15 protein-coding genes and 1 pseudogene are annotated in these 21,782 nt (G+C 55.5%); 9 read left to right on the top strand and 7 right to left on the bottom strand.

Annotated elements, in window-relative coordinates:
- Positions 1 to 91: 91 nt before the first annotated feature.
- Entirely contained in the window at positions 92 to 3,292 is a 3,201-nt protein-coding gene (locus tag RBB76_RS13940) for a carboxypeptidase regulatory-like domain-containing protein (protein WP_429634464.1), read from the bottom strand.
- 641 nt (positions 3,293 to 3,933) lie between these two features.
- Here RBB76_RS13940 and cysD point away from each other — a divergent pair.
- The 5 genes from cysD to RBB76_RS13915 all read left to right on the top strand — a co-directional run bounded on the left by cysD (position 3,934) and on the right by RBB76_RS13915 (position 11,862).
- On the top strand, positions 3,934 to 4,899 hold the full coding sequence (cysD, locus tag RBB76_RS13935; RefSeq protein ID WP_429634463.1) for a sulfate adenylyltransferase subunit CysD: 966 nt from the start codon (positions 3,934 to 3,936) through the stop codon (positions 4,897 to 4,899).
- Entirely contained in the window at positions 4,900 to 6,498 is a 1,599-nt protein-coding gene (gene cysN, locus RBB76_RS13930) for a sulfate adenylyltransferase subunit CysN (protein WP_429634462.1), read from the top strand. It abuts the gene before it with no gap.
- On the top strand, positions 6,488 to 7,177 hold the full coding sequence (locus RBB76_RS13925; RefSeq protein WP_429634461.1) for a phosphoadenylyl-sulfate reductase: 690 nt from the start codon (positions 6,488 to 6,490) through the stop codon (positions 7,175 to 7,177). Before cysN ends, RBB76_RS13925 begins: the two co-directional genes overlap by 11 nt.
- On the top strand, positions 7,080 to 7,949 hold the full coding sequence (locus RBB76_RS13920) for a sulfite exporter TauE/SafE family protein (RefSeq protein ID WP_429634460.1): 870 nt from the start codon (positions 7,080 to 7,082) through the stop codon (positions 7,947 to 7,949). Before RBB76_RS13925 ends, RBB76_RS13920 begins: the two co-directional genes overlap by 98 nt.
- 1,141 nt (positions 7,950 to 9,090) lie before the next feature.
- Positions 9,091 to 11,862 (top strand): FG-GAP-like repeat-containing protein, encoded by a 2,772-nt coding sequence (locus RBB76_RS13915; RefSeq protein ID WP_429634459.1) that lies wholly within the window; start codon positions 9,091 to 9,093, stop codon positions 11,860 to 11,862.
- Between the two features lie 303 nt (positions 11,863 to 12,165).
- Here the strand turns inward: RBB76_RS13915 and RBB76_RS13910 are convergent, their stop codons facing one another.
- Genes RBB76_RS13910 through RBB76_RS13900 form a run of 3 tightly spaced genes read right to left on the bottom strand, consistent with a single transcriptional unit; the run spans position 12,166 to position 13,522 of the window.
- Positions 12,166 to 12,747 carry an anti-sigma factor gene (locus RBB76_RS13910; protein WP_433963430.1) on the bottom strand — a complete coding sequence of 194 codons (582 nt, stop codon included), beginning with the start codon at positions 12,745 to 12,747 and terminating at the stop codon, positions 12,166 to 12,168.
- Complete coding sequence (locus tag RBB76_RS13905) at positions 12,729 to 12,992, bottom strand: anti-sigma factor family protein (protein ID WP_433963429.1); 264 nt, start codon at positions 12,990 to 12,992, stop codon at positions 12,729 to 12,731. The genes RBB76_RS13910 and RBB76_RS13905 overlap by 19 nt, the downstream gene beginning before the upstream one ends.
- Positions 12,989 to 13,522 (bottom strand): RNA polymerase sigma factor, encoded by a 534-nt coding sequence (locus RBB76_RS13900; protein WP_429634457.1) that lies wholly within the window; start codon positions 13,520 to 13,522, stop codon positions 12,989 to 12,991. Before RBB76_RS13900 ends, RBB76_RS13905 begins: the two co-directional genes overlap by 4 nt.
- A gap of 893 nt (positions 13,523 to 14,415) precedes the next feature.
- Here RBB76_RS13900 and RBB76_RS13895 point away from each other — a divergent pair.
- The 3 genes from RBB76_RS13895 to RBB76_RS13885 are packed head-to-tail and all read left to right on the top strand — an operon-like array spanning position 14,416 to position 16,640.
- Positions 14,416 to 15,414, top strand: coding sequence for a metallophosphoesterase family protein (locus RBB76_RS13895; RefSeq protein ID WP_429634456.1), 999 nt, complete (start codon positions 14,416 to 14,418; stop codon positions 15,412 to 15,414).
- Positions 15,414 to 16,175 carry a heme-binding domain-containing protein gene (locus tag RBB76_RS13890; protein ID WP_429634455.1) on the top strand — a complete coding sequence of 254 codons (762 nt, stop codon included), beginning with the start codon at positions 15,414 to 15,416 and terminating at the stop codon, positions 16,173 to 16,175. Before RBB76_RS13895 ends, RBB76_RS13890 begins: the two co-directional genes overlap by 1 nt.
- Before the next feature lie 33 nt (positions 16,176 to 16,208).
- Positions 16,209 to 16,640, top strand: coding sequence for a hypothetical protein (locus tag RBB76_RS13885; protein ID WP_429634454.1), 432 nt, complete (start codon positions 16,209 to 16,211; stop codon positions 16,638 to 16,640).
- A gap of 473 nt (positions 16,641 to 17,113) precedes the next feature.
- On the opposite strand, the gene RBB76_RS13880 is transcribed toward RBB76_RS13885, so the two are convergent.
- Positions 17,114 to 18,421: a tetratricopeptide repeat protein gene (locus RBB76_RS13880; protein ID WP_433963570.1), complete on the bottom strand. Its 1,308-nt coding sequence runs from the start codon at positions 18,419 to 18,421 to the stop codon at positions 17,114 to 17,116.
- 318 nt (positions 18,422 to 18,739) lie between these two features.
- Positions 18,740 to 19,042 (bottom strand): annotated as a pseudogene (locus tag RBB76_RS13875) (winged helix-turn-helix domain-containing protein); the annotation flags it as partial.
- A gap of 517 nt (positions 19,043 to 19,559) precedes the next feature.
- Between RBB76_RS13875 and RBB76_RS13870 the strand changes: the two are divergent.
- A complete protein-coding gene (locus RBB76_RS13870) occupies positions 19,560 to 20,282 on the top strand; it encodes a sigma-70 family RNA polymerase sigma factor (RefSeq protein ID WP_429634452.1) in 723 nt (240 codons plus the stop codon).
- Between the two features lie 99 nt (positions 20,283 to 20,381).
- Here RBB76_RS13870 and RBB76_RS13865 read toward each other — a convergent pair whose 3' ends face one another.
- Positions 20,382 to 21,266, bottom strand: coding sequence for a sensor histidine kinase (locus RBB76_RS13865; protein WP_429634451.1), 885 nt, complete (start codon positions 21,264 to 21,266; stop codon positions 20,382 to 20,384).
- Between the last annotated feature and the right edge of the window lie 516 nt (positions 21,267 to 21,782).

Below are 21,782 nucleotides of genomic sequence, written 5' to 3'. Positions count from 1 at the left end.
CTGTATAAAACAGGGAATTAATTCTCGGGCATCAGGGAATTAAACATGACGATTGGGAAGATTCTGTCGAGAATTCGGCATCAATATGCGATCAAAATAGGATCTTCGCTCCCAGTTGAATCTGCCGGCTAGTGTTGGCTGTTGCAGAGATGACTCCCGGAGAGCCAAAGGTGGCAGCAGCGTTTTGATTGGCAATAGTGCCTTGGGTGGGTCCGGCGGAGTAAACAACTGCGTTGGGCAGCTGAAGGTTGGTGTGATTGAGAATGTTGAAGAACTCCGCGCGGAACTGAAGCTGCGTGCCTTCCTTGATCTGAGTGGACTTCAACAGGGAGAAGTCCCAGTCGGCAAAGCCGGGACCAGTCAGCGAGTCGCGACGAACGTCACCGACGAACCCCGCGGCCGGTGCGGAGAAAGCATTGGGGTTGAAATATAGTGCTGCGCGCTGAGCTGTGGTTCCGTGGGTGTAGAGTGGGCCGCTAAAGTTCGGGTTTATGTCGGGCCGCACGGGATTGCGCGTATCGCCCGAACCGGTTGGGTTGTACCCGAGCTGGGGTGAAAAGGGAAAACCGCTGAGGATGTTTGCGATGGAGGCGACGGACCAACCTGAGACAGCACGTCGAGTGAGCGCACCGGAGTTGTTAAAGTAGGCTTTTCCAGTACCAAAAGGAAGTTCATAGGTCGCATTGATGGCCACGGCGTTCCGGATGTCCGTGGCGGCTGGACCGTAGTCCAGATGCGGGAGCGCAGGGACAGCGACAAATGCTGGCGTGTTTGAGGAGACCGAAGTGTTCCACGCCGAACCGTCGTCGAGGTTTTTCGCCCAGGTGTAATTCCCACGGATTTGAAGGCCATGGGCGAGGTTATGACGCACATCCACGACCAGCGCGTTGTAGTTGCCGGAACCTCCTGACCACCAGGAAGTGGTGTTGGCTACAGCTGGGTTCGCCTTGATTGGAGCTGCCGGTGAGGCAGGTGTCCCAGAGGCTGGATAAAAGATGCGACCGTTGGGAAGCACAACATAGGCAGGCGCGTTCAGGTCTCCATTGAGGATCTGGTGATAACTATGTGAGCCTAGATAACCGATGGAGATCGACGTGGTCGGGGCTAATTGTTGCTCGATCTTTAGGTCGTAAGCAAGGAGCGCAGGCGTCGATATTCCCGTGTCGACGGTAGAAGGAGAGACAAGCCCGGTGCCGCTGGTCGGTTTGGCAACCGTTGTGCTGCTGTAAGAGTAGACGGTGTTGTAGGGCGCGGCCTGATCGAGACGATAGTCCAACGCGTCGAGCAGAGAGTGATGAAAACCCGCACCGCCCGTAATACTGGTTCGGCCATCGCCAAAGATATTCCATGCGAATCCGACGCGCGGCTCCGGCAGGAAGAGCGCCCGGTTGTTGGTAAGTGCATTGGAAAGGCCGCTGGTGGGATTGGTGCTTATCACATTGTTCACGAATGTGTAGACGCTAGCTCGGGACTGCGACTCACTCCAGCCGGTCGAAGACTCGCTACGTAAGCCGATGCGGGCTTCGAAGCGTGGCGAAATGCGCCAGGTATCTTCCAGAAAGCCGTTGACGAAAAGCGTCCGCCAACCGAGTTCTGTCGTATGGGGCGCATAGGTAAAGGTTTTGATCGAGCCCGCAAGGAATGTGCTGAGCGAGGCGAAGGAGGCCTGTCCGTACTGGTCTTGCGCGAGGTTGTCGTTGGACTGCAGGCGCTGTAGCCAGACGCCGCCCTGAATAGTGTGTTTGCCGATTGTGTAATACGCGTGATCATCAAAGGTGTAGAGGTTGCGTGTGATCGCGTTGTTGGAGCCAACGTTTGCTCCTGCACCTGTGATGGAGGAAGCCCCGTTAGAGGCCGTGGAGCCGGCGATGACAACCGCATAGGTAGGCACTCCTGTGCGCACACTCGGTGTGAGCGCCTGCACTTCAGGGGGGACATAGCCGTAGAAATAGAAGGTGGAGCGCGAGAATCCGACCCTGGCGACGTTTACTCCCCGTGTGAAAACATGCTGCTCCTGTGCGCTAAGCACTTGCTCACGCAAATTCTCATCCACATAAGAGTATGGATTTGAATTGGGCGAAGTGGCGTAGGAATCATCGACCGTGTAGATGGCGGAGACGTTGTCCTTCTGGTTCATGGTGTAGTCCAAGCGAGTGGTGCCGAAGTCCTCGCGAATGTGTTGCGGTGCCGTACCGATGTATGTGGCGATACCGCTGGCGACTCCGTTAGTGGTGATCTCTGGGCCATTTGCAACAGGCCACAGGTTTAGCAGTGGTTTGACGCTCGCAACAGCCTTGGCACGCGAGGCTGAATCCGGTACCAGCGCGACAATGGATTCACCAAGGTTCTGCCGGTAGCCTTCGTAGTTTGCGAAGAGAAAAAGCTTGTCTTTTCGAATCGGACCGCCAAGCGCGGCACCGAAGTTGTTACGCTGGAATTCTGGAATGCGGTTTCCATCGAAATAATTTCTGGCGTCGAAGAAGCTGTTGCGTGCGAACTCGAAGATCGAACCGTGGAGTCGGTTCGTCCCGCCGCTGGTGACGATCGAGATTTGTGCGCCATCGCGCTTGCCGTACTCGGCGGAGTAGGTGTCGCTGACGACGTTGAACTCGCGTATTCCGTCGATGCCAAGGAGTTGTCCCGACGTACCGCCAGGGGTGGTGTTGATGAGAGAGGCCCCGGTGTATTCGACCCCGTTGAGAAGAAAGAGATTGTCCTGGGGGCGCCGACCGGATACGGAGAACATGCTGCCGACCGAAGAGTTCGATGTGCCCACGCCACCGGAGCGCTGGTTCGTGTAGTTCACAGTACCCGGATTGAGCGTAAGGAGTTGGTCGTAGCTGCGGCCGTTGAGCGGGAGCTCCTTCACTTGACGCGAGTCGACCAAGCCGGATGTCTGCTGCGTCGAGATGTTGACCGCGCGTGGCGCATCTTCCACGTCCACAGTTTGTGTCACCGTTCCGACCGAGAACGCTACATCAACCTCGTTCACCTGGCCTACCGTGAGCGCAACGCCTGAGCGCTGCTGAGGGCCGAAGCCCTTCGCCTTGATGAGCACATTGTAGAGGCCGGCAGGCAGCGAGGGTGCGATGTAGCGGCCGTCCGTGCCGGTCGTTAGTGCGCGCTCTGCGCCAGTGTCAGTGTTGTGGATGACGACCTGAGCGCCACTAACATTTGCGCCGGAGGGGTCGGTGACGATACCGCCGATAGAGCCGCCGACGACTTGGGCATTGATCGCGATTGAGGACAGCACAAGAACTGAGGATAGAAGCGCATTAGACAGTCGAGACAAGGTGTTCCTCCGGAGAAGCAGAGCAGACAGCTCGATGCTGGAGCGAGATACTTAAGTGCGAGGGAAGAGTGCAGTGCGACCGACAGACGTCAACAACAGCGAATGGCTGTTGGGGTCATCGTGCCGAGGCTTCGCGGATTGTGTTCGATAAGCATGTTTCGTCGGAGTTTAAACGTCAAAAACCACGCAAGCAGTGTGCCTTTGCGTGGTCTTAGGACTATCCAGTTATTACTTCGCTCGATCTTTCGATCAGGGTAGAAGGTTTACGGGAGAGCTCTCACGACGCACAGGCTGTCATGTCGCAACAGATGCGACAGAGACAACAGGCGGTATGAGCGGAGAGCGTCATCACTGACATGAAGGTAGCGGTAGGGGAAATTCGTGTCAAGTAGGTGGGGGCGTATGCCTTGACAAATAACCCGCGGTCGTCCAGGCTAAGACAATGATCGCTTACGAGATCCTGACTGCCTGTTGTATCCGCCGCAATGCTTGTTGCGGTTTGGCGTGTCTCCGTGGGCGTGAGTGTTGTCGATAGACTTCTAAACATCGCAAAACTCTTTGACGCAAAGGCCCACGCACCGTTCCGGTGATGTGGGTTTCTCTTTTCAGCTCAAACAATCTTTCTAAGGCATCTTCCTGACATGCTTGCCCCTATCCATCCCGCATACCCGGCGACACCAACGCAGCGGGTTGAAACGCTCACCCCCGCGACTGGCTTGAGTCATCTTAAGCTGCTCGAGGCCGAGAGCATTCACATCTTCCGCGAAGTTGCCGCCGAGTTTCAGAAGCCAGTGATGCTGTACTCCATCGGTAAAGATTCTGCGGTCATGCTGCGGTTGGCGCAGAAAGCATTCTTTCCAGGGCCGATCCCGTTTCCCCTTCTCCATGTGGATACTGGCTACAAGTTCCACGAGATGATTGCGTTTCGCGACTCGATCGCACGCGAGCTTGGCCTCGACCTGCGTGTCTGGCGTAACGAGCAAGCGCTAGCTGACGGAGCCAACCCCGTCGCACTGGGCACGCAACGCTGCTGCGGATTGCTTAAAACGACAGCTTTGCTTGACGGCCTGAGCCACTATGGTTTCGATGCGGCCTTCGGCGGGGCTCGTCGCGACGAAGAAAAGTCACGAGCTAAGGAGCGGATATTCTCATTCCGAGATCGTGCCGGACAGTGGGATCCCAAGAACCAACGTCCAGAGGTGTGGAACCTCTACAACGCTCGCATCTCACCGGGTGAGAGCATCCGAGTCTTTCCGCTGTCTAATTGGACCGAGCTCGACATCTGGCATTACATCCTCCTAGAAGCGATACCAGTAGTGCCACTGTACTTCGCTAAGGAGCGGCGCATGATCGTGCGCGGCGACAGCCTGATCCCGGTCGAGCAGAGCTTCTTCGACAGCCTGCCTGGCGAAGAACAATGGGTACGGTCTCGTCTACGCTCACTCGGCTGCAGCCCGTGTACGGGAGCGATTCGCTCAAACGCCGATACCATTCCAAAGATCATCGCCGAGCTGGTGTCGTTCCGATCGTCAGAGCGTGCGAATCGGGTCATCGACCACGATACGGATGGATCGATGGAGATCAAGAAACGCGAGGGATATTTCTAGATGACTGCGCAGGAGGTTATCCCGCAGATCGAAGACACCGGCTTTGCTATCGAAGAGTTCCTAGCGGCGGAGGCAGCGAAGGATCTGCTGCGCTTCAGTACTGCAGGCAGTGTGGACGATGGAAAGTCGACGCTGATTGGGCGGCTTTTGTATGACTCGCGCAACGTCTATGAAGACCAAGTACGCGCAGTCACCGGCAAGCAGGTGAGCCTGCAGAAACCGACGATCGACTTTGCGTTGCTCACCGACGGACTTCGCGCAGAGCGCGAACAAGGCATCACGATCGATGTGGCATACCGATACTTCTCCACGCAGCGGCGCAAGTTCATCATCGCGGACACTCCTGGCCACGAGCAGTACACGCGCAACATGGCGACCGGCGCCTCCACGGCAGACCTCGCCATCATTCTGATCGACGCGCGCAAAGGCATCCTCACGCAATCGCGCCGCCATGCATACATTGCTTCGCTGCTCGGCACAAGGTACCTGGTTGCGGCGATCAATAAGATGGATCTTGTTGAGTTCTCGGAAGATGTCTACCACAAGATCACAGCCGAGTTGCAGATACTGGTCGAACAGGTTGGAGGCAGCGACCTCCTAACTATTCCAGTCAGCGCGCTTGAAGGCGACAACGTCGTCGACCGCTCCACGCGGATGTCTTGGTATGAAGGGCCCACGCTGCTTGAGCATCTCGAGTCCGTACCTGTAGAGACCGATATTGCGACACAGCCCTTCCGTATGCCCGTCCAACGCGTTATCCGCCCCGACCAAAATTACCGAGGCTTCGCTGGGCAGATCTCTGCAGGCACCATACGCAAGGGCGACCTTATCACCGTGCTGCCCTCAGGCCGCAGTAGCCGCGTTGCCTCCATCACCACCTTCGATGGCGATCTCGAAGAAGCCCGTGCCCCGCTCTCTATCGCGCTAACCCTCGAAGATGAGCTCGACATCAGCCGCGGCGATCTTCTGTCGGAGCCACAGCGCGCTCCGCAACAAGCGACCTCACTGAAAGCTTCGCTCGTATGGTTCGACAACCAACCACTGGAGACACATCGGCCATACCTGTTGAAGCACGGTACGTCTACGCGCAGTGCTCGCATCACGCGCGTTGTGCAGCGCACCAATGTGCACACGCTGGCTGAGGAGGCGGTGAGCACACTTGCCATGAATGACGTCGGCGTTGTTGAGGTCGAATTGACGATTCCGATCTTCTTCGATGCTTACACCGAAAACCGCGCGTCGGGCAGCTTCATCCTGATCGATCCGCAGTCCAACGCCACGTTGGCCGCGGGGATGATTCGAAGCTGCCTTTCAGGCGAGTTATCCAGACCGCGGCCGCGCGGGGTATTGCTTCTCGATCCGCACGGTAAAGTAATTTCGCGCGATGTGGAAGAGCGGCTGATAGCAGCAGGCGCGCAAGTGGTGAGAACTCGCATCCACGATGTAGTGATGCTCCACAGCTTGTTATCGCTGGATCTGGTGGTCCTCCTTGAAGAGGTTTTGCCGGTTGATGTGCTAGAGACTCTTGCCTCTGCGGGCATCCGCCCTATTGAGCCAGAGACCTACCAACCTCCAGAGGGAGAGTTTAATGGCGAATGAGTTGCCGTATGCATCGACAGAAGACAGGATCGCCACCGCACAAGCGCTGATCAGAGAGGAGATCGCCAAGCATCCGCGCGACCTCGTCCTCACAAATAGCTTTCAGGCCGAGGACATGGTTGTACTGCACATAGCACGACAGCTTGTGCCAGATCTGCCTGTGGTCTTTCTCGACACCGGCTATCACTTTGCCGAGATCTACGAGTATCGAGACCGTCTGGCGCGTGAGTGGAAGCTGAACCTGATCAACGTACTACCGGAGATCACCGTGGCAGAGCAGGAGTCGCAATTTGGCATCCTCAATCAGACAGACGCTGGTCGCTGTTGCGGCATCCGCAAGGTCAAGCCACTCTTCGGTGCATTGGAAAGCTATGCGTTGTGGTTTACCGGCCTACGTCGTGAGCAGGCAAAAAGCCGCGCCTCGCTGCGTGAGGTAGATAACTTCACGCTCCCCAGCGGCAAGACCATTCGTAAGATCAGTCCGTTGACCGAGTGGACCGCAAAGGATGTCTGGGCTTACGCAGGCCGCCATGAGATTCCGCTGATTGATCTCTATGACAAGGGCTACACGAGCATCGGCTGTGAACCCTGCACCAGCCTTCCCACCGACCCCAATGATCCCCGTTCAGGCCGGTGGGGCGGCCAGAAGCAGGAGTGCGGCATTCATCTTCAGCCGTAGCTATCGAAAGGCAGGCTTCATGGACTTCGTCATCGGGTTTCTGATCGCGGTGGTCATCGCGTTAACTGGCGTGGGAGCGGGTGTCATCACCGCTCCACTGCTCATCCTCTTTCTACATGTGCCTGTCGAGATAGCAGTCAGTACAGCGCTGGCGTACTCGGCGATCGTGAAGTTAATTGTCGTTCCGGTCCAAGTACTACGCCGCCAGATTGATTACCGTGTCCTCGGATTCATGTTGATCGGCGGATTGCCAGGCGTCATTATCGGCTCCATCGCGTTCAAGCACATTGCGATTCACGGCCCACGGTCAGTCCTTTACTTCACTCTGGGCGCCATCATTCTTTTCACATCTGGATGGCATATTTTTCGCCACTTCAAGTCTGCGGGAATTGCGCGTCCGGTCAAAGACCGCTCCCGGCTTATCGGAGCCATCATGTTTCCCATCGGTGCCGAGGTTGGGTTCTCCTCTTCCGGCGCGGGCGCGCTAGGCACGGTGGCTCTGCTCGGCATGACCGACCTCAGCGCAACGCGGGTCATTGGGACCGACCTCGCTTTCGGCCTCGCAATCGCGGTGGTCGGAACCGGCGTTCATATCATTGGCGGCCACTATGCTGGGCCGCTCCTACTACGCCTTGCTATCGGCGGCATTGTAGGAGGCATCGTCGGTACCAGTGCTGCTCCGAAAATTCCTAATCGCAATCTTCGGCTCGCGCTTTCTCTTTGGCTCACCGTGATTGGTGTCCAGTTCTGCTACCAAGCAGCGAGCAAATGAGTCTACGACATTAAGTTCATTCGATAGCTGTCTGCGCTGAAATCAAACCAGAACCTCAGTCACAAAGCGTATCCTATGAAGATTAGCGAGTTTCTTCGCATCTCGCCTTGAGCAGTCACTTCATTCACGCTTGACGAGCACCCTCCAAGTACGCAGCGGAAACACTGGAGCAGCTATGTTAAACAAAGGATCGGATGTAAGAAATCATCTTTCGAACGCTCATAAAGCACACCTGGTCACATCACCGTCAGAACGTTCCCGCGACGCCGATTTGAAATCCAAAGACTCCCGCCCAGACAGCGGGCGTACGAATCCCAGACCAATCGATGAGCGCCAGGAAGCTAATGAAGGAAGCCACACGCAATAGGGCATCCAACTTGCTCGTTTCTCAGCGCCCGGGAATCCATCCACTGAGTTCGTGAAAAAAGAAGCCAGCAGTCTACGCGACTGCTGGCTTTCCTCTGTCCGAAATGTTTCGGTGAGTGACTTGGCGATTTATCACTCACCGGGACAGTCTGCACGTCGTTTCTTCTTGGTCCGAAGGGATTCGTCTTTAGTAGTACTGATGTATCTGCTGCGACAACGCAAGTAACCGCAATACTTCCTTGCCTTACTACCACCCCACCCAGGGCGCTACCAACGGCAATAGCAAGCTGAAAGACGACAACCAGCAAAACCTGGCCTGCCTCTGGATATCGGGTGTTGCATAGAACATCCATGTTGCGAGAGTTATTGGAAGTGCGCCAAAGGCGGCCCCGAGGAGAACAGCAAATACCATAAGCCGGAGAAATGCCGAATCCAATGTCCGCGCCAAGGTACATCGCTGAAACGAGAACAAGAGAGACTCAAAGTAGAGCCTTTCTTGGACCTCCGTCGCTCAGCCCGTCATCGGCGAGGCCTGGCAGCCTGGACAGTAATCCTGCTGTTTTGTCGCTTGCAGAATGTTACGCTGCCACCGTGCCTCCAAGCTCCTCGGTGGGAGTTGGTCGATGACCTTGTCGCCGTGGATCACAATCAACCGTGCTTCCACGAATTCTTGGGCACATTCCTGAAAATCAACAGGAATGCCTGGAATAAATCTACGCAGACTTAGTTAACGAGTGCATTGACATCTGTCTGGTTCTTGATGGAGAGATCATTCATGCGTTTTCAGCGAACGTTGATTGGAGGCGGGGAGTTGCTGGGCCTCTTGCGCCCATTGTGGTGTTTCATTGCGGTAGTCTCTTTCGGCCAGGGTGTTGGACTGCTGCCTGCGTGGGCAGCGCCCAGCTCCACGATAACAACACTGTCCGTCACCTCCGGTGGAAACGCAGTGGCGACAGTTGCATCTGGTACTGTGGTCACTCTGACGGCAACCGTTATGGCCGGCGGCACGCCGGTTACGCCGGGCCAAGTCAACTTCTGCGATGCGACGGCCAAGTTCTGCACCGACATCCATCTGTTGGGCACGGCGCAGTTGACCGCCAACGGTACGGCGACGCTGAAATTCCGTCCTGGGGTTGGGAGTCACAGCTATAAGGCGGTTCTTGCCGAGCCGGCCGGCCTCGGGCCCAGTGCTTCGACCGCATCGTCGCTCACAGTGACGGCGTCGCAGGGAACGGGGCAACTGGCCACAACGACGTACCTCGAAGCCAGCGGGGTTCCGAACATCTACTCATTAACGGCGACAGTGCCGGGCAACGGAAATACTTTGCCGACGGGCATGGTGTCGTTTGTGGATGCAAGCAACGGGAACGCAGTGCTGGGGACGGCGGCGTTGACGAGTGAACCGGGCGCGGGCTTCGCGGGTTCCTCCCTTTTGGCTGTCTCCTCATCGAACAGCGGTAGTAACACTGTCTTGACCGCCGACTTCAATGGCGACGGAATCCCGGACCTCGTCATACTCGGAAACGACACCATCTCCGTGCTCCTGGGCAACGGTGACGGCACATTCACAGCAGCGCCCTATCCTTCGTCTGAATTGCCGGGCGCTATTGCGGTGGGAGATTTCAACGGAGATGGCATTCCCGATCTGGCCGTGGCGCCTGTCTTGGATGAGGGCAATAGTGAAGTGCTTTTGGGAAAAGGGGACGGGACCTTCACCATCGCGAAGGGGAGTTTTGGCATCGCCAACGGTACGAGCACGTCCAATTCCATTGCTGTTGGGGACTTCAACGGAGACGGCAATCTGGATGTAGTCGAGACCTGCGCCAGCGTCGATGACCAGCCATGCAACTTACTCCTGATTCAGTTCGGCAACGGAGACGGAACTTTTGTGCAGCCGTCCGGCATTCCCGGCATTCCCTTAGCTTTCTCCGGCTCCCAATCGGTAGCCGTGGGCGACTTCAATGGAGATGGCCAACCGGACTTGGCGGTGACAAACTCCGGCGCGAATGGCGTGAACGTCTTCCTGAATCATGAGGGCGGTCTTACTGCGGTGTCAGCAATCCCGGCAACGGGCGACAGCCCCTCATCGATTGCGACGGCAGACTTCAACGGAGATGGCAAGCTAGATTTAGCCGTGGCAAACTCCGGCAGCAACAATGTGACGATTCTGCTGGGCAACGGCGATGGGACCTTTACGGCTGCCGCGAGTCCGGCAACGGGTATGGCGCCCAATTCGCTTGCGTTCGGGGATTTCAACGGAGACGGCATTCCTGACCTGGCGGTGGCCAACGCCGGCAGCAGCAACGTGACGATTCTGTTGGGCAACGGCGATGGAACGTTTACGGCTGCCGCCGGCCCCGCGGCGGACACCGGCTCAACGTCAGTCGCCTCAGCAGACTTCAATGGAGACGGCAAGGAAGATCTTGTCGTGGCAAATTCACAAGATAACTCGGCAACTGCGCTTTTAGCGGAGACTGCGCTCGCAATTGCAACGGTAAACAATATTTCCCCCGTAGGCGTAGGCGCACATCTCGTCAAAGCGATCTATTCTGGCGATGTCAACTATGGCGGCAGTACCTCCGCCGATGTGTCGCTAACTGTGGTGTCGCCGGGCTTCACGCTAAGTAGTACTTCAGTTTCCGTCGTGGCTGGCGCCACCGGGACTTCGACTCTCACGATTACCCCCACGAACGGCTTTTCCGGAACGGTGACCCTGGATTGCGGCGGCGAAGGGTTTCAGGGCGGCGCAATCGACTTGCCCACCTGCTTATCCATCCCGCCGGTGACTATCTCGGGGAACGCCCCGGCGACTACGACGGTCAGTATCCAGACACAACCAGGAACAACCCCTGGGCAATACCAGCAGGGGGTGAATGCAGTCGATTCGAGCGGAGTTGCCATGGCCACCACCACAGTCGCCGTAACGGTGATTGCTCCCGCTCAAAGCTTTACGCTAACCAATACACCCGTCAGCATCGCCACCCCTGGCGCCAGCGGGACTTCGACGATCACGATCACGCCCAGCGGTGGTTTTTCGGCCCCGGTGGCGCTCTCCTGTACCGTAACCGGTCCGGCAACTGCGGTCGATCTGCCTACCTGCTCCGTCGCTGCGCCGCCGGCCATCACCTCAATAGCAGCTGTATCGGCGACGCTCACTGTCAACACCACGGCAGCGAGTAGTCCGTCCAACGCGACTGGCCAGGCAGCGACGGCTTTCCGCAAACAGCGCAACCGGCTGTTGGCGCTTGGTGGAGGCAACGCACTTGCGGCGTTCCTGTTCTTCGGATTGCCCTTACGCAGTCGCCGAACAAAGACCCTGGTTAGTCTGTTGCTGCTCGGTGCGTTCGCTGCAATAGTCATGGGATGCGGCGGAGCACAGAAGGCAGCCAATCCTGTCACGACACCAACCAATCCAGTCACGACGCCAACCAATCCTGTTCCGACGCCAGCCGATCCCGGCACGACTGTTGGGAGCTACATGGTCACCGTGACTGGTTCCAGCCGCGCCCTGACCGCGTCCACGACCGTTGCTGTCACTGTGAACTAAACGGTCACAGAGCCTCGAAGTCGGAAACTCCGGCAACGTCGCCGAGCATGATTTTGTAACCCCCATTTGACTGTGAGTTAGGGGGCACCAGGTGTCCGCTTGTTTTGGGTGGACGCCTTTTTGGTGTCTCTAATCATCCCGTGAAGACCAGGTCTCGAGTGAGGCGGCCAGCTCCCAGGGTAGAAGCTTCTTGATTGGGCTAACGGGACGATCGCCAGTCCTGAGATGCGACTTCATCGTAGTCCCATATGGTGCCACGGTACTCGAAGCGACCTTGAGGTACCGGATCTGCTGTTGAGGCAATTACGCGGGTTTTTGTATTTGAACTAGAACCGCTAAGAGGTTGTCGAGGTCGGCTGGGTTGACATCACTGACGGCGACGATGCGGAGATCTGGTGTGGAGGCGGTGTGGATGGTGAAGCCTGCGCGGGTGCTCGACAGAGTGGAGAGGGTTGAGTTGGTCGATCGTTGTATGAGGAAGATGGAGACCTCGTGTTTGTGGATGGTAAAGAGGAGCAGAGCCGCGGGCTGGCCGTTGAGGTAAGTGAGGTCCGCGCCTTTGAGAATCGTATCTGATGGTAGGACCGCGGTGTCGGGAAGATTGAAGCTGAAGGGCAGGCGGCCCTGGAACCAGGGTTTGACCGTGTGACGGTCGGAAGAGATGACCTGTGGAGTGGCTGCACTGGAGAGGGTGGCGAGGTGCTGGTCGAGGAGTTCGGCCTCAAGGGTATTGGTTTGATGAAGCTGACGCCAACTAAGGAGTGAGATGGTCAGCAGGATGGCTGCGGCGAGGGCTGCCCAAGCTGCGGGACGGATGAAGTAGATTCGAGCGGGCGTTTTCGTTTGCCGCTGCGGGTTTGTTTGGGTCAGAGGATTTGTCTGCAACTGCGCTTGAGAACGGAGTTGTGCGGCAAGGCGGCCAAGCGCTCCGGGGGCGGAGCGAAGCGTTGGCCAGCACGTGCGGTAGCGGCTTTGAGTTGCGTTGCGGAGAGGACACGCAGAGTGCAAGCGTGGCAAGTGGTTATGTGCTGCTCCGCTCCTTGGCGTTCGGCGGGTGAGAGTTCGCCGTCGATGAAGGCGTTGAGTGTGTACGAGTTGAGATGTTCGGTGATTTGAGGCTTTTCATTCATAGGGATTCCCCGAGCTGCGGCTGCAAAAGTTGGCGGAGGGTACTGCGGGCGCGCGAGAGGCGCGACATAACAGTGCCTATGGGGACGTCAAGGATGAGGGCGATGTCTTTGTACTTAATCTCATCAACCTCGCAGAGGAGCAGAACTTCGCGGAGTTGTGGGGCAAGCTGCTCGAGGGCGATGTGGAGAGCGGCCAGGTTGTCGAGACGGATGAGATTGTCTTCCGGAGTGGACCCGCCGGGGGTGTCGAGTTTTTCTGGATGGTCTTCGAGGAAAACGGTGCGGGAGGCGGCTATACCGGTGCGTGTGGTGAGGAAGGTGTTGCGAAGGATGCGGATGGTCCAGGCCTTGAAGTTGGTACCTGGTTGGAATGAATCGAAGGCCCCGAGGGCCTTTGAGAAGGTCTCTTGCACCAGATCTTCGGCCTCGGCTTGATCGTGGGTCAACCAGAAGGCGTGGTTGTAGAGCGACGGAAAGAGCGGGAGCGCAAGTTGTTCAAAGGTGTCTCCCCGATTGGTTTCAGAGAACATGGTGTCGGTATGCCTCAACCTGATTGGGGTTACGGTCTATGGTCCACGGAGCGGAACCGGACTTGGGGTTGTCCCAACGACGACCATGCTCTGCAGCTTTCTGGATCATTGCAGAGTCAGGCGCAGCCGATGGCCGGAGGCTCGAGATGCGGGAGGTATCTGCGGTTGCAGGGGCATGGTGTGAGAAGCACGATGGGAGATCAAGAATGTCGCCAAAACGCACGGCGGAGCCTCCGACTGAAGTCTGGCTTCACATACTTCCTAAACGGAGATGAGACAGATTTATTCCATGTTTTTTTGGGCTTTCTAAGAAGAATGTCAAACTCGGCGGTTATTCAATCAAAGAGGCGAAGATAAGCAAAGTTTCGAGCGGATAGCCGTTGTGCGGGCCCATCGGAGCTCAGGCGAGAAATTCAGTGGATGATAGTTGGCGACGCAATTGCCGTCGTTCCAGCCGCGAACCGCAGCACACCAAAGTTTGCTGCAAAGTTACCCTGCGATACACATCGGTGCCAGCATAGGTATGGTCTGACTTCGGGATCGCACGATCGACCTACGTAACAGTTCCACGCATACGTCAGCGGCTGTCCCGGGTCAGTCGAACGGCTACCGTTGAATGGCCGTCATGCCCGGCGTTCGCCGGCGAAGGTAAAGGCTCGGGATGTAAGCGTCTGCTTAAGGGTAGTCGAGCAACCGGCAAGGCGAGAGAAAGCCCAAGGATGGCAGCGACACGCGCGGTCAGACTTCTCGGCTGAACCGAAGTGTGTGGGTCGGATCTCTGTAACCAAATTGTTGCTGGATTATTCGGCGCGATTTCTTCTAGCGGGCAGGAATAAAAGTTTGCATTGCCAGTTTTAGACGATACAGGCAATCAAAATCAAATGGAGATTGATATGAATCAGTTCAAGGAAGACGAAGTAGTGCAGGAGAACGAAGGTGTTACGAAGTCCGTGGGCGATGGCATCGACCGGCGCAATTTTCTGGGGTGCATGGCGTGGGCCGGCACAGGGCTGCTGTGGTCGATGGTTGGCGGTGTGCCAACTTCGAAGGTGTTGGCGCAGACGATGAAGGGTGCTGGGACCGGAGTTGGGAAGGTAGAGGATTTTTCGTTCGTGCAAATCAGCGATTGCCACATCGGATTCAACAAGGGCGCAAACCCAGACGTGACCGGGACGCTGAAGAAGGCCATCGACAGGGCCAATGTTGTGCCTGCGGGCATGAAGGCACCTGATTTCATGCTTCACACCGGCGACATTACGCAGAATTCGAAAGCGGCGGAGTTTGATACTGCCTCGCAGGTCATTAAAGGCTTCAAGAACGAGGTGTTTTATGTGCCGGGGGAGCACGACTACATCGACGACGGTACTCAGTACAAGCAGCGTTTTGGCAAGGGCACCGTGGGCAATGGCTGGTACAGCTACAACCACAAGGGCGTTCACTTTGTGGGCCTGAACAACTGCGTACAAGTAGATGCGATGGGGAATATGGGCGAGGATCAATTGAAGTGGCTAAAGTCTGACCTGGCCGGGTTGAGTCACTCGACTCCGATCGTTGTTTTCGCCCATATTCCTTTGTGGATGGTCTATGAGAAATGGGGATGGGGCACGAAGGATGGAGAGCAGGCGCTGGCCATGCTGAAGCCCTTTGGTTCGGTGACGGTTCTGAATGGCCATATCCACCAGGTGGTGCAAAAGGTCGAAGGCAACGTGGCCTTCCACACGGCGATGGCGACGGCGTTTCCGCAGCCTGCACCGGGAGCAGCGCCCAATCCAGGGCCGATGATGGTTCCAGCGGGCAAGCTGGAGAGTGTGCTCGGAGTGACCAAGGTCAAGATGGTTCGAGGACGTAGCCATTTGGCTGTCGTCGATTCGACACTGGCGGAGACTGTCTAATGCGCCCGTGGATTGCTGCGGCATTGACCGTAGCCGTTGTAGTGGCCTTGGGGTACGTTCATCCGTTTGGGAATCCGCGTGTCGAGCCGGCGAAAGGACTCGGCACGCTGCTGGAGGGTGCGACTATGCCCGCAGACGCGAAGGCGGTACTTGTGAACAAGTGTGCGGACTGCCATTCGAGCGAGACTCGCTGGCCAGCGTATGCGCGGATCGCTCCAGGATCGTGGTTGATTGAGCGCGACATCGTTGAAGCGCGCAAGAAAATGGACCTCTCACACTGGGAGGAGATGCCGGCGGATAAGCAACAGATTTTGACTGCGAAGATCATCGAAGAGGCGAAGAGCGGGGACATGCCTCCGCTGCAGTATCGGTTGCTGCACTGGAACGCGCAGCTTTCCAAGACCGATGTGCAGGCACTATCGATGCTGGGCAAGAGTGCGAGTGGGAGCGAAGCGGCTCTTGCTGGGGATGGCGATGCTGTGCAAGGCAAGGCTGTGTTTGAGAAGCGTTGCACAGGGTGTCATGCGATGGCTGTTGATCGTGAGGGACCGAGGTTGGCAGGAGTCTATGGCAGAAAGGCCGGAAGCATCGGGGGATTTACATATTCCGCGGGCTTGAAGAATTCTGGCGTGACTTGGAACGATGCGACCCTGGAGAAGTGGTTGAGCGATCCCGATTTGATGGTTCCAGACAACAATATGAGCTTCAGCGTTCCGAAGGCAGAAGAGCGGAGGAACTTGATTGCTTACCTGAAGCAGTAGTGACAGGTTGACTAAAGGGCGCAAGGAGAGTGTATGTCAGATTGGTTGAACGAGGTAATTAGCGAGGATTTGATTGCCGTATACGAAGGTCATTATTGCACCGAGGATGCTGTAACATGGCTGCGGCAAAAGCCTCGGACAATCGGCGAGTTGCGGTCTGAGGAAATCGACTGGCTGCGGTGGATGGCTGCAAATACCAATAACCCAGAACTACTTGAAAAGCTGTCACAGGATTCTGATGCCGATGTTCGCATGTGGGTAGCGTGCAATCCGATGACACCTCAAACCGTACTCTGGAGGCTCGCCGAAGATACCGTTGTCTTTGTCCGCAGAGGAGTTGCTCAAAACCGTAACACGCCAGCGACCCTACTGATAAGACTGGCCGACGATCTCGACAGTAGAGTTCGGGCGTTGGTCTTCAGAAATTGCAGCAGGCAAACACCCCTTCTCTCTCTGATCTTTTAATTCAGCTTCTATAAGAGCGAAATAACGCTCATAGGTCCGTTGTTCTATTACTCTCAGACAATTCTGATGTGCATCCATGCGATCAGCCTCGAAGCGAGTTTGGAATTCGTTGATCAACTGAACTTCTGAGCGCAAGACGACGTTCGCGTTACGTTCTAAGCCTGCGCATGAGTAAAGCAAGCAATCAAAAAATAGCAGCAAAGTGCAAAAAACTCTGGATGCCCATTGGGAATCCCACAAGTAACTGCAGCCGTGCAGACTCTCCCTTGCTCTTGTTGGGATCTGGAGGATAGACATGGTTAGTTCCACGACAGCGGTGAGTGTCACTGTGAATTCAGCGTCCGAGCAAAATTGACGTAGATACACTCGGGCTCAGTGAGCAACTTGTCGGAGTGCGATGCGTCTTGTCTGAAGCCACTTACTTGGCCTTGCAGGCGCCTGTCGAACGGGAAGAATTTTCTGGCGATTATAATTTACAACGGAAGCCCAATATGACGCACAAGATCCTGGAAACGCGAGTCAGAACGCAATGGGTCAAAGCAGGGCCGCAGTAGGACGCCTGGATTGAATCGTTCTTCATAACCTTTTTCGAGCCATGTCATGGCTTGGTCTTTGTCGCCCAGGGCCGCATAGACCATGGCAATTTCCGCGGCGAGCGGATAGCCAGGAACCGAACTCCTTTTGAGATCGTTCAGAAGCTCCACCGCTTCAGCCTTTCTGTTCGTTGCGACGTAGGCGCGAGCCAGGTTGGCGGTGAATATCGGACTGTCTCCTGAGAGCCGGATCGATTTCTGCAGTTCTTCTATTGCTTCCGTATACATGTGCTTTGCCAGGTACCCCTGGGCGAGTTGATTGTGCGCAGCGGGAAAAGCAGGGTCCATATCAATGGTCTTACGGCTCTGCTGTATCGATTCGTCTGGAAAACGCGCAATAAGGAGAAGCTCGGCCAAATCAGAATTGATGTTAAGGGACAGTGGATCCAGATTTGCCGCCTTCCTCATTTCGGCGAGGGCGTCGTTGTTACGACCTAACAAGGCAAGGTGCCAGGCATACCAATGGTGTGCGGGTGCATACCCGGGATTGAGCTCTATCGCCCGGCGGAATTCACTTTCGGCCGCATCAAAGTTCCAGTCGTAGCCATCCAGGCAGAACGCGAGTGAATTGTGCGCTTCGCCGAGGGTGTCATCCAACTCCAGTGCCTTCAGCGCAGCGGCTTTTGCCTTCGGCACCGCCTCTTTGGTGGGCATCAGCGCATATTGCCAATCTCCCAATAGAGCAAACGTGTCTGCCAGTCCGCTGTAAGCCGCAGCGTAGTTTGGGTCTTTGGCTATGGCTTGGTTGAAGTAATCGACGGCTTTCTTCAAGCCATCCGCCGTCCGTTTGCTCCAAAAGTATCGCCCCTTGAGATAATCCTCGTAAGCTTCGGGGTCTATTTTCTTTACGCTTTTCAGCTCGGCTCGCTCCTGCGAAGTCACCTCTATCCGGATTTGTTCGGCGACAGCCCGCGCAACCTTGTTTTGGAGAGCCAAGGTATCGCTGAGGTTTCCCTCGTAGCTCTCCGCCCACAAATGTTTATCGGCCGGCACCTGGATCAGTTGAGCCGTAATTCGGACCTGCTCGCCGGATCGGAGCACTGAGCCCTCTAGGATCGCATCTACTTTCAACTTCCGCGCAATTTCCGGAAGGGGCGTGTGCGTTCCTTTGTACCTCATTACGGAGGTACGGGAGATGACCCGTAATGCCTTAATCTTTGCCAGGTCCGTAATCAACTCGTCGGTCATACCATCAGAAAAATAATCCTGCGAAGCATCGCCTGAGAGGTTGTCCAGCGGAAGCACTGCTATGGACCGAATCTCAGCGGACCGGCGTTCCAAGGAACGAAATAGCCAGACTGCGAGAATCGTCAAACTCAGAAGCACTACAAGCGCGGCTATTGCGCGATGTGACGGCGACCTCCAGCGTTTGTGCGCAACAGCGAGCGCGACAGGTTGGTCCTGAATCCCATGCTCAATCCCGGTCATATCCCCAGCCGCAGATTCAGGCGTTTTCGCGCGGGTCCCGGTATCCACAACCGATACTTCTGCAATGAACCGATATCCGCGTTTTGGAAGTGTCTCGATGTATCGGGGACTTTCAGCCGAGTCACCTAACGCATTTCGGAGCTTCGCAATGGCGATGTTGACAGCCTGGTCGAAATCACCAAAATTCTCGTCGGCCCAGATTCGATTCCGCAGCTCCTCCCTGGTCACAACTTCTCCAGGCCGCTCCAGCAACATCTCCAGCAGTTTCATAGGTTGCTGCTGCACTCGGATCTTCACACCCGCTTTGCGTATTTCGTTCGATGCGAGAGAAACCTCAAAAGTTCCGAACCGAACGACGGGCGTGTGCCGCAATGATTCCATCGCATTCAGGCCTCGCGCTGCAGACATTTTCGCAGACATCAGGCCAAAGAATATATACGTAGCCAACTCATTGATCAACATTGGTTTAGCGGGCAACAAACCGGATAGGTGAAGAAAAGCCCTAGTGAATTGCAGTTTGGCTTTCGATGCGTGAGATTCAGGCTATGACCGCTTTTCAAACTTAATAGGGAGGAAACAATGCGTTCTGAGTTAATTTTTGGCAGCGTGGCATACGTTTCAAATCGCTACTTACTGGCTATGCTTGCCTCGAAAGCAACCCGGAAATTACACAGGCCAAATGCTCGCATACAAGACACGGCGAATGATGCATTTGCCCACCTCGGTCGTATCAAGCCGATAGAGGGCGTGCCGCGGATCGGAAACTTGCAGCGGTTCCCTCGCGCTTCGCAGATTGAAACTCCTTTCCACCACGCATATTTGAAGCGATCCGTGGCTTGACCTTCCGTACATCAAGTTAGCCTGCAACCGGTTTTCAAACTGAATAGGAAGAAGACACATGAAGCGTATCGAAAGTAGCCCACACGGGGCGATCCCATTCGGGACTTTATCCTCACAGGACGATCCAACGCAGGGAGGGTTTGAAGAGTTGGCTATGCCCTTATCGCATTCCCTTTACAACTTCGCTCGCTGGCTCGCGCGCGATGGGCACGATGCCGAGGATCTCGTGCAAGAGACTTATCTAAAGGCTTTACGCAGTTTCGCATCGTTCGAGCCCGGTACTAACCTGCGGCTTTGGATGTTCAAGATCCTGAAGAATACTTTTCTGACGTCACGTTCAAAAAATCAACAACGCATGACCATTCCTTTGGACTCGGAAGTAAATCTCTGGGCGCAACCCGCGACGTTTGACACTCCTGAGTCACTGCTGATCGTTCATTTCGAAATCGATGCGATTCGAAACGCAATCGAACAACTGCCAGTGATCTATCGCGAAGTCATTCTGCTTGCTGATGTTGAGAATGCATCTTACCGGGAAATTGTCGAAATATTGTCGATCCCAATTGGAACTGTTATGTCGCGTCTTGCCAGGGCCAGGAAAATAGTACGCGAGTCACTTCCCAGCAACTTTTGTCCACCACTCGCGCGAGATTCGGCTCATCACATCGAACCGCAAGAGAAAGTGACTGCAGTTGCGGAAGCAACAAAAAGGACAGCGGTCTATGAGAGACGTGCCCATCGATCAGAACTTCCCTACACAAGAACTCAAGCTTCCGCATAACTTATCGGATTTGCAGATCGAATTTTGAGGAACTTCACAACGCCACAAAGGGCAGCTTTTGATGCGAATAGCACCTTTTGTCTCGACCCGAGTTCATGGCTATCTGGGGGCAAGATTCTCTAATGCATACTTCGAAAGATGTAGACCAAAGACCGTCCGCCCCGGACCGGACTCCTCCAGATCTACATATCCTCCATGCTCTTTTACGATGCAATCCACTAACGCGAGTCCAAGGCCGATTCCGTTGATTTTCTCGGTACTTACAAAAGGCTGAAAGAGAGTTTGTCGAATGGAAGCAGGTACTCCACGGCCACTATCGATCACACGAATATGAACGAGGCGCTGGTCCTCAGCAACCGTGACCTGGACTCTTCTCGGAGCAGGTCCGAGTCTCGCAGCCTGGCATGCATTGAGCAAGAGATTATAGACAGCACTACCAAGTTTTGTGCAATCCATCCAGCCTGCGACAGATTCCCCATCTTGAATCACAAGGTCCACATTTCGTGCATCGGGGTGAGCACGGACCATGCAAGCCGCGTGTTCAACCATTTTGTTCAGGGATGCCCAACGAGGATGCAGTGTTTGGCCTGTTTTCGAAAGCAGTAGAAGAGAATCGAGAATGCCGGTCATGTCCTGGATCACTGCATGTACATCCTGTAGAAGACTCTCGCGCTCCGTCTGAGTCGTGCTGGATTTACTCATGAATTCGACATTGCAATAAATGGCAGACAAATGATTGCGAAGATCATGTGAAACGGATTGAGCCATTTTCCCCGTGATAGCCAACGGCATGGATTTCTTACAGCCATTGCATATCTGACGCGAGGTGCTCATTTCATCCTCTAATAGAGCTTCCGAGACTGAGGGCCCCGGAATGATAGATTTTGACCGCATAGCGTTGACTTCCCTGAGACTGCCTGGAAGGATCGCCATTTCAGAGAGGCAGCTGGAGGTGGTGGAATTCCACTGATGTTTAGCTTTCACGAATCGATTCTCCTGGTGTGCAAACTACGGGAAGAAAGATTTATTCCCCACGGTACGGAATAAATTCGTTCCATGATCGTTCTCATTAAAGAGCAGAGAAAGCGGCGATCTCCTCAAAGACAGCCGATACGCGCCCAGTGCGACGTGAACCAGAGACTTGAAGATGGTCTGCAATTCTTCTGTCTTGCGCATCACCGAAGAAAACTCACACTAATCGTCGCAAATTGGGTTCGATTACCCCTTTGCAGGGAAGGCACACTTATGACACACGAAGAACTTCAGGCAAATCAAGAGTATATGTGGCGAGCGCTTTTCAGGGAGCAACGAACGACTCTCGCACTCGCAGTTGAAATGCTGTTACGTTGTCATCTGTCTCCACAACAGATCCTGACCAAAACAATGAGAGCTCTGGAAGGCTCGCAGCACGATTCGTGATTTTTGGGGCAGTACTCAGACTCCGTAGCCGTTAAAGTTCTCGCAGGCGGATCGCTACCCTATCCACGGGCAGGCAATGCG

This window comes from Tunturiibacter psychrotolerans (assembly GCF_051013365.1).
Lineage (GTDB): Bacteria > Acidobacteriota > Terriglobia > Terriglobales > Acidobacteriaceae > Edaphobacter > Edaphobacter psychrotolerans_A.
This window is presented reverse-complemented; position numbering and strand designations above follow the sequence as displayed.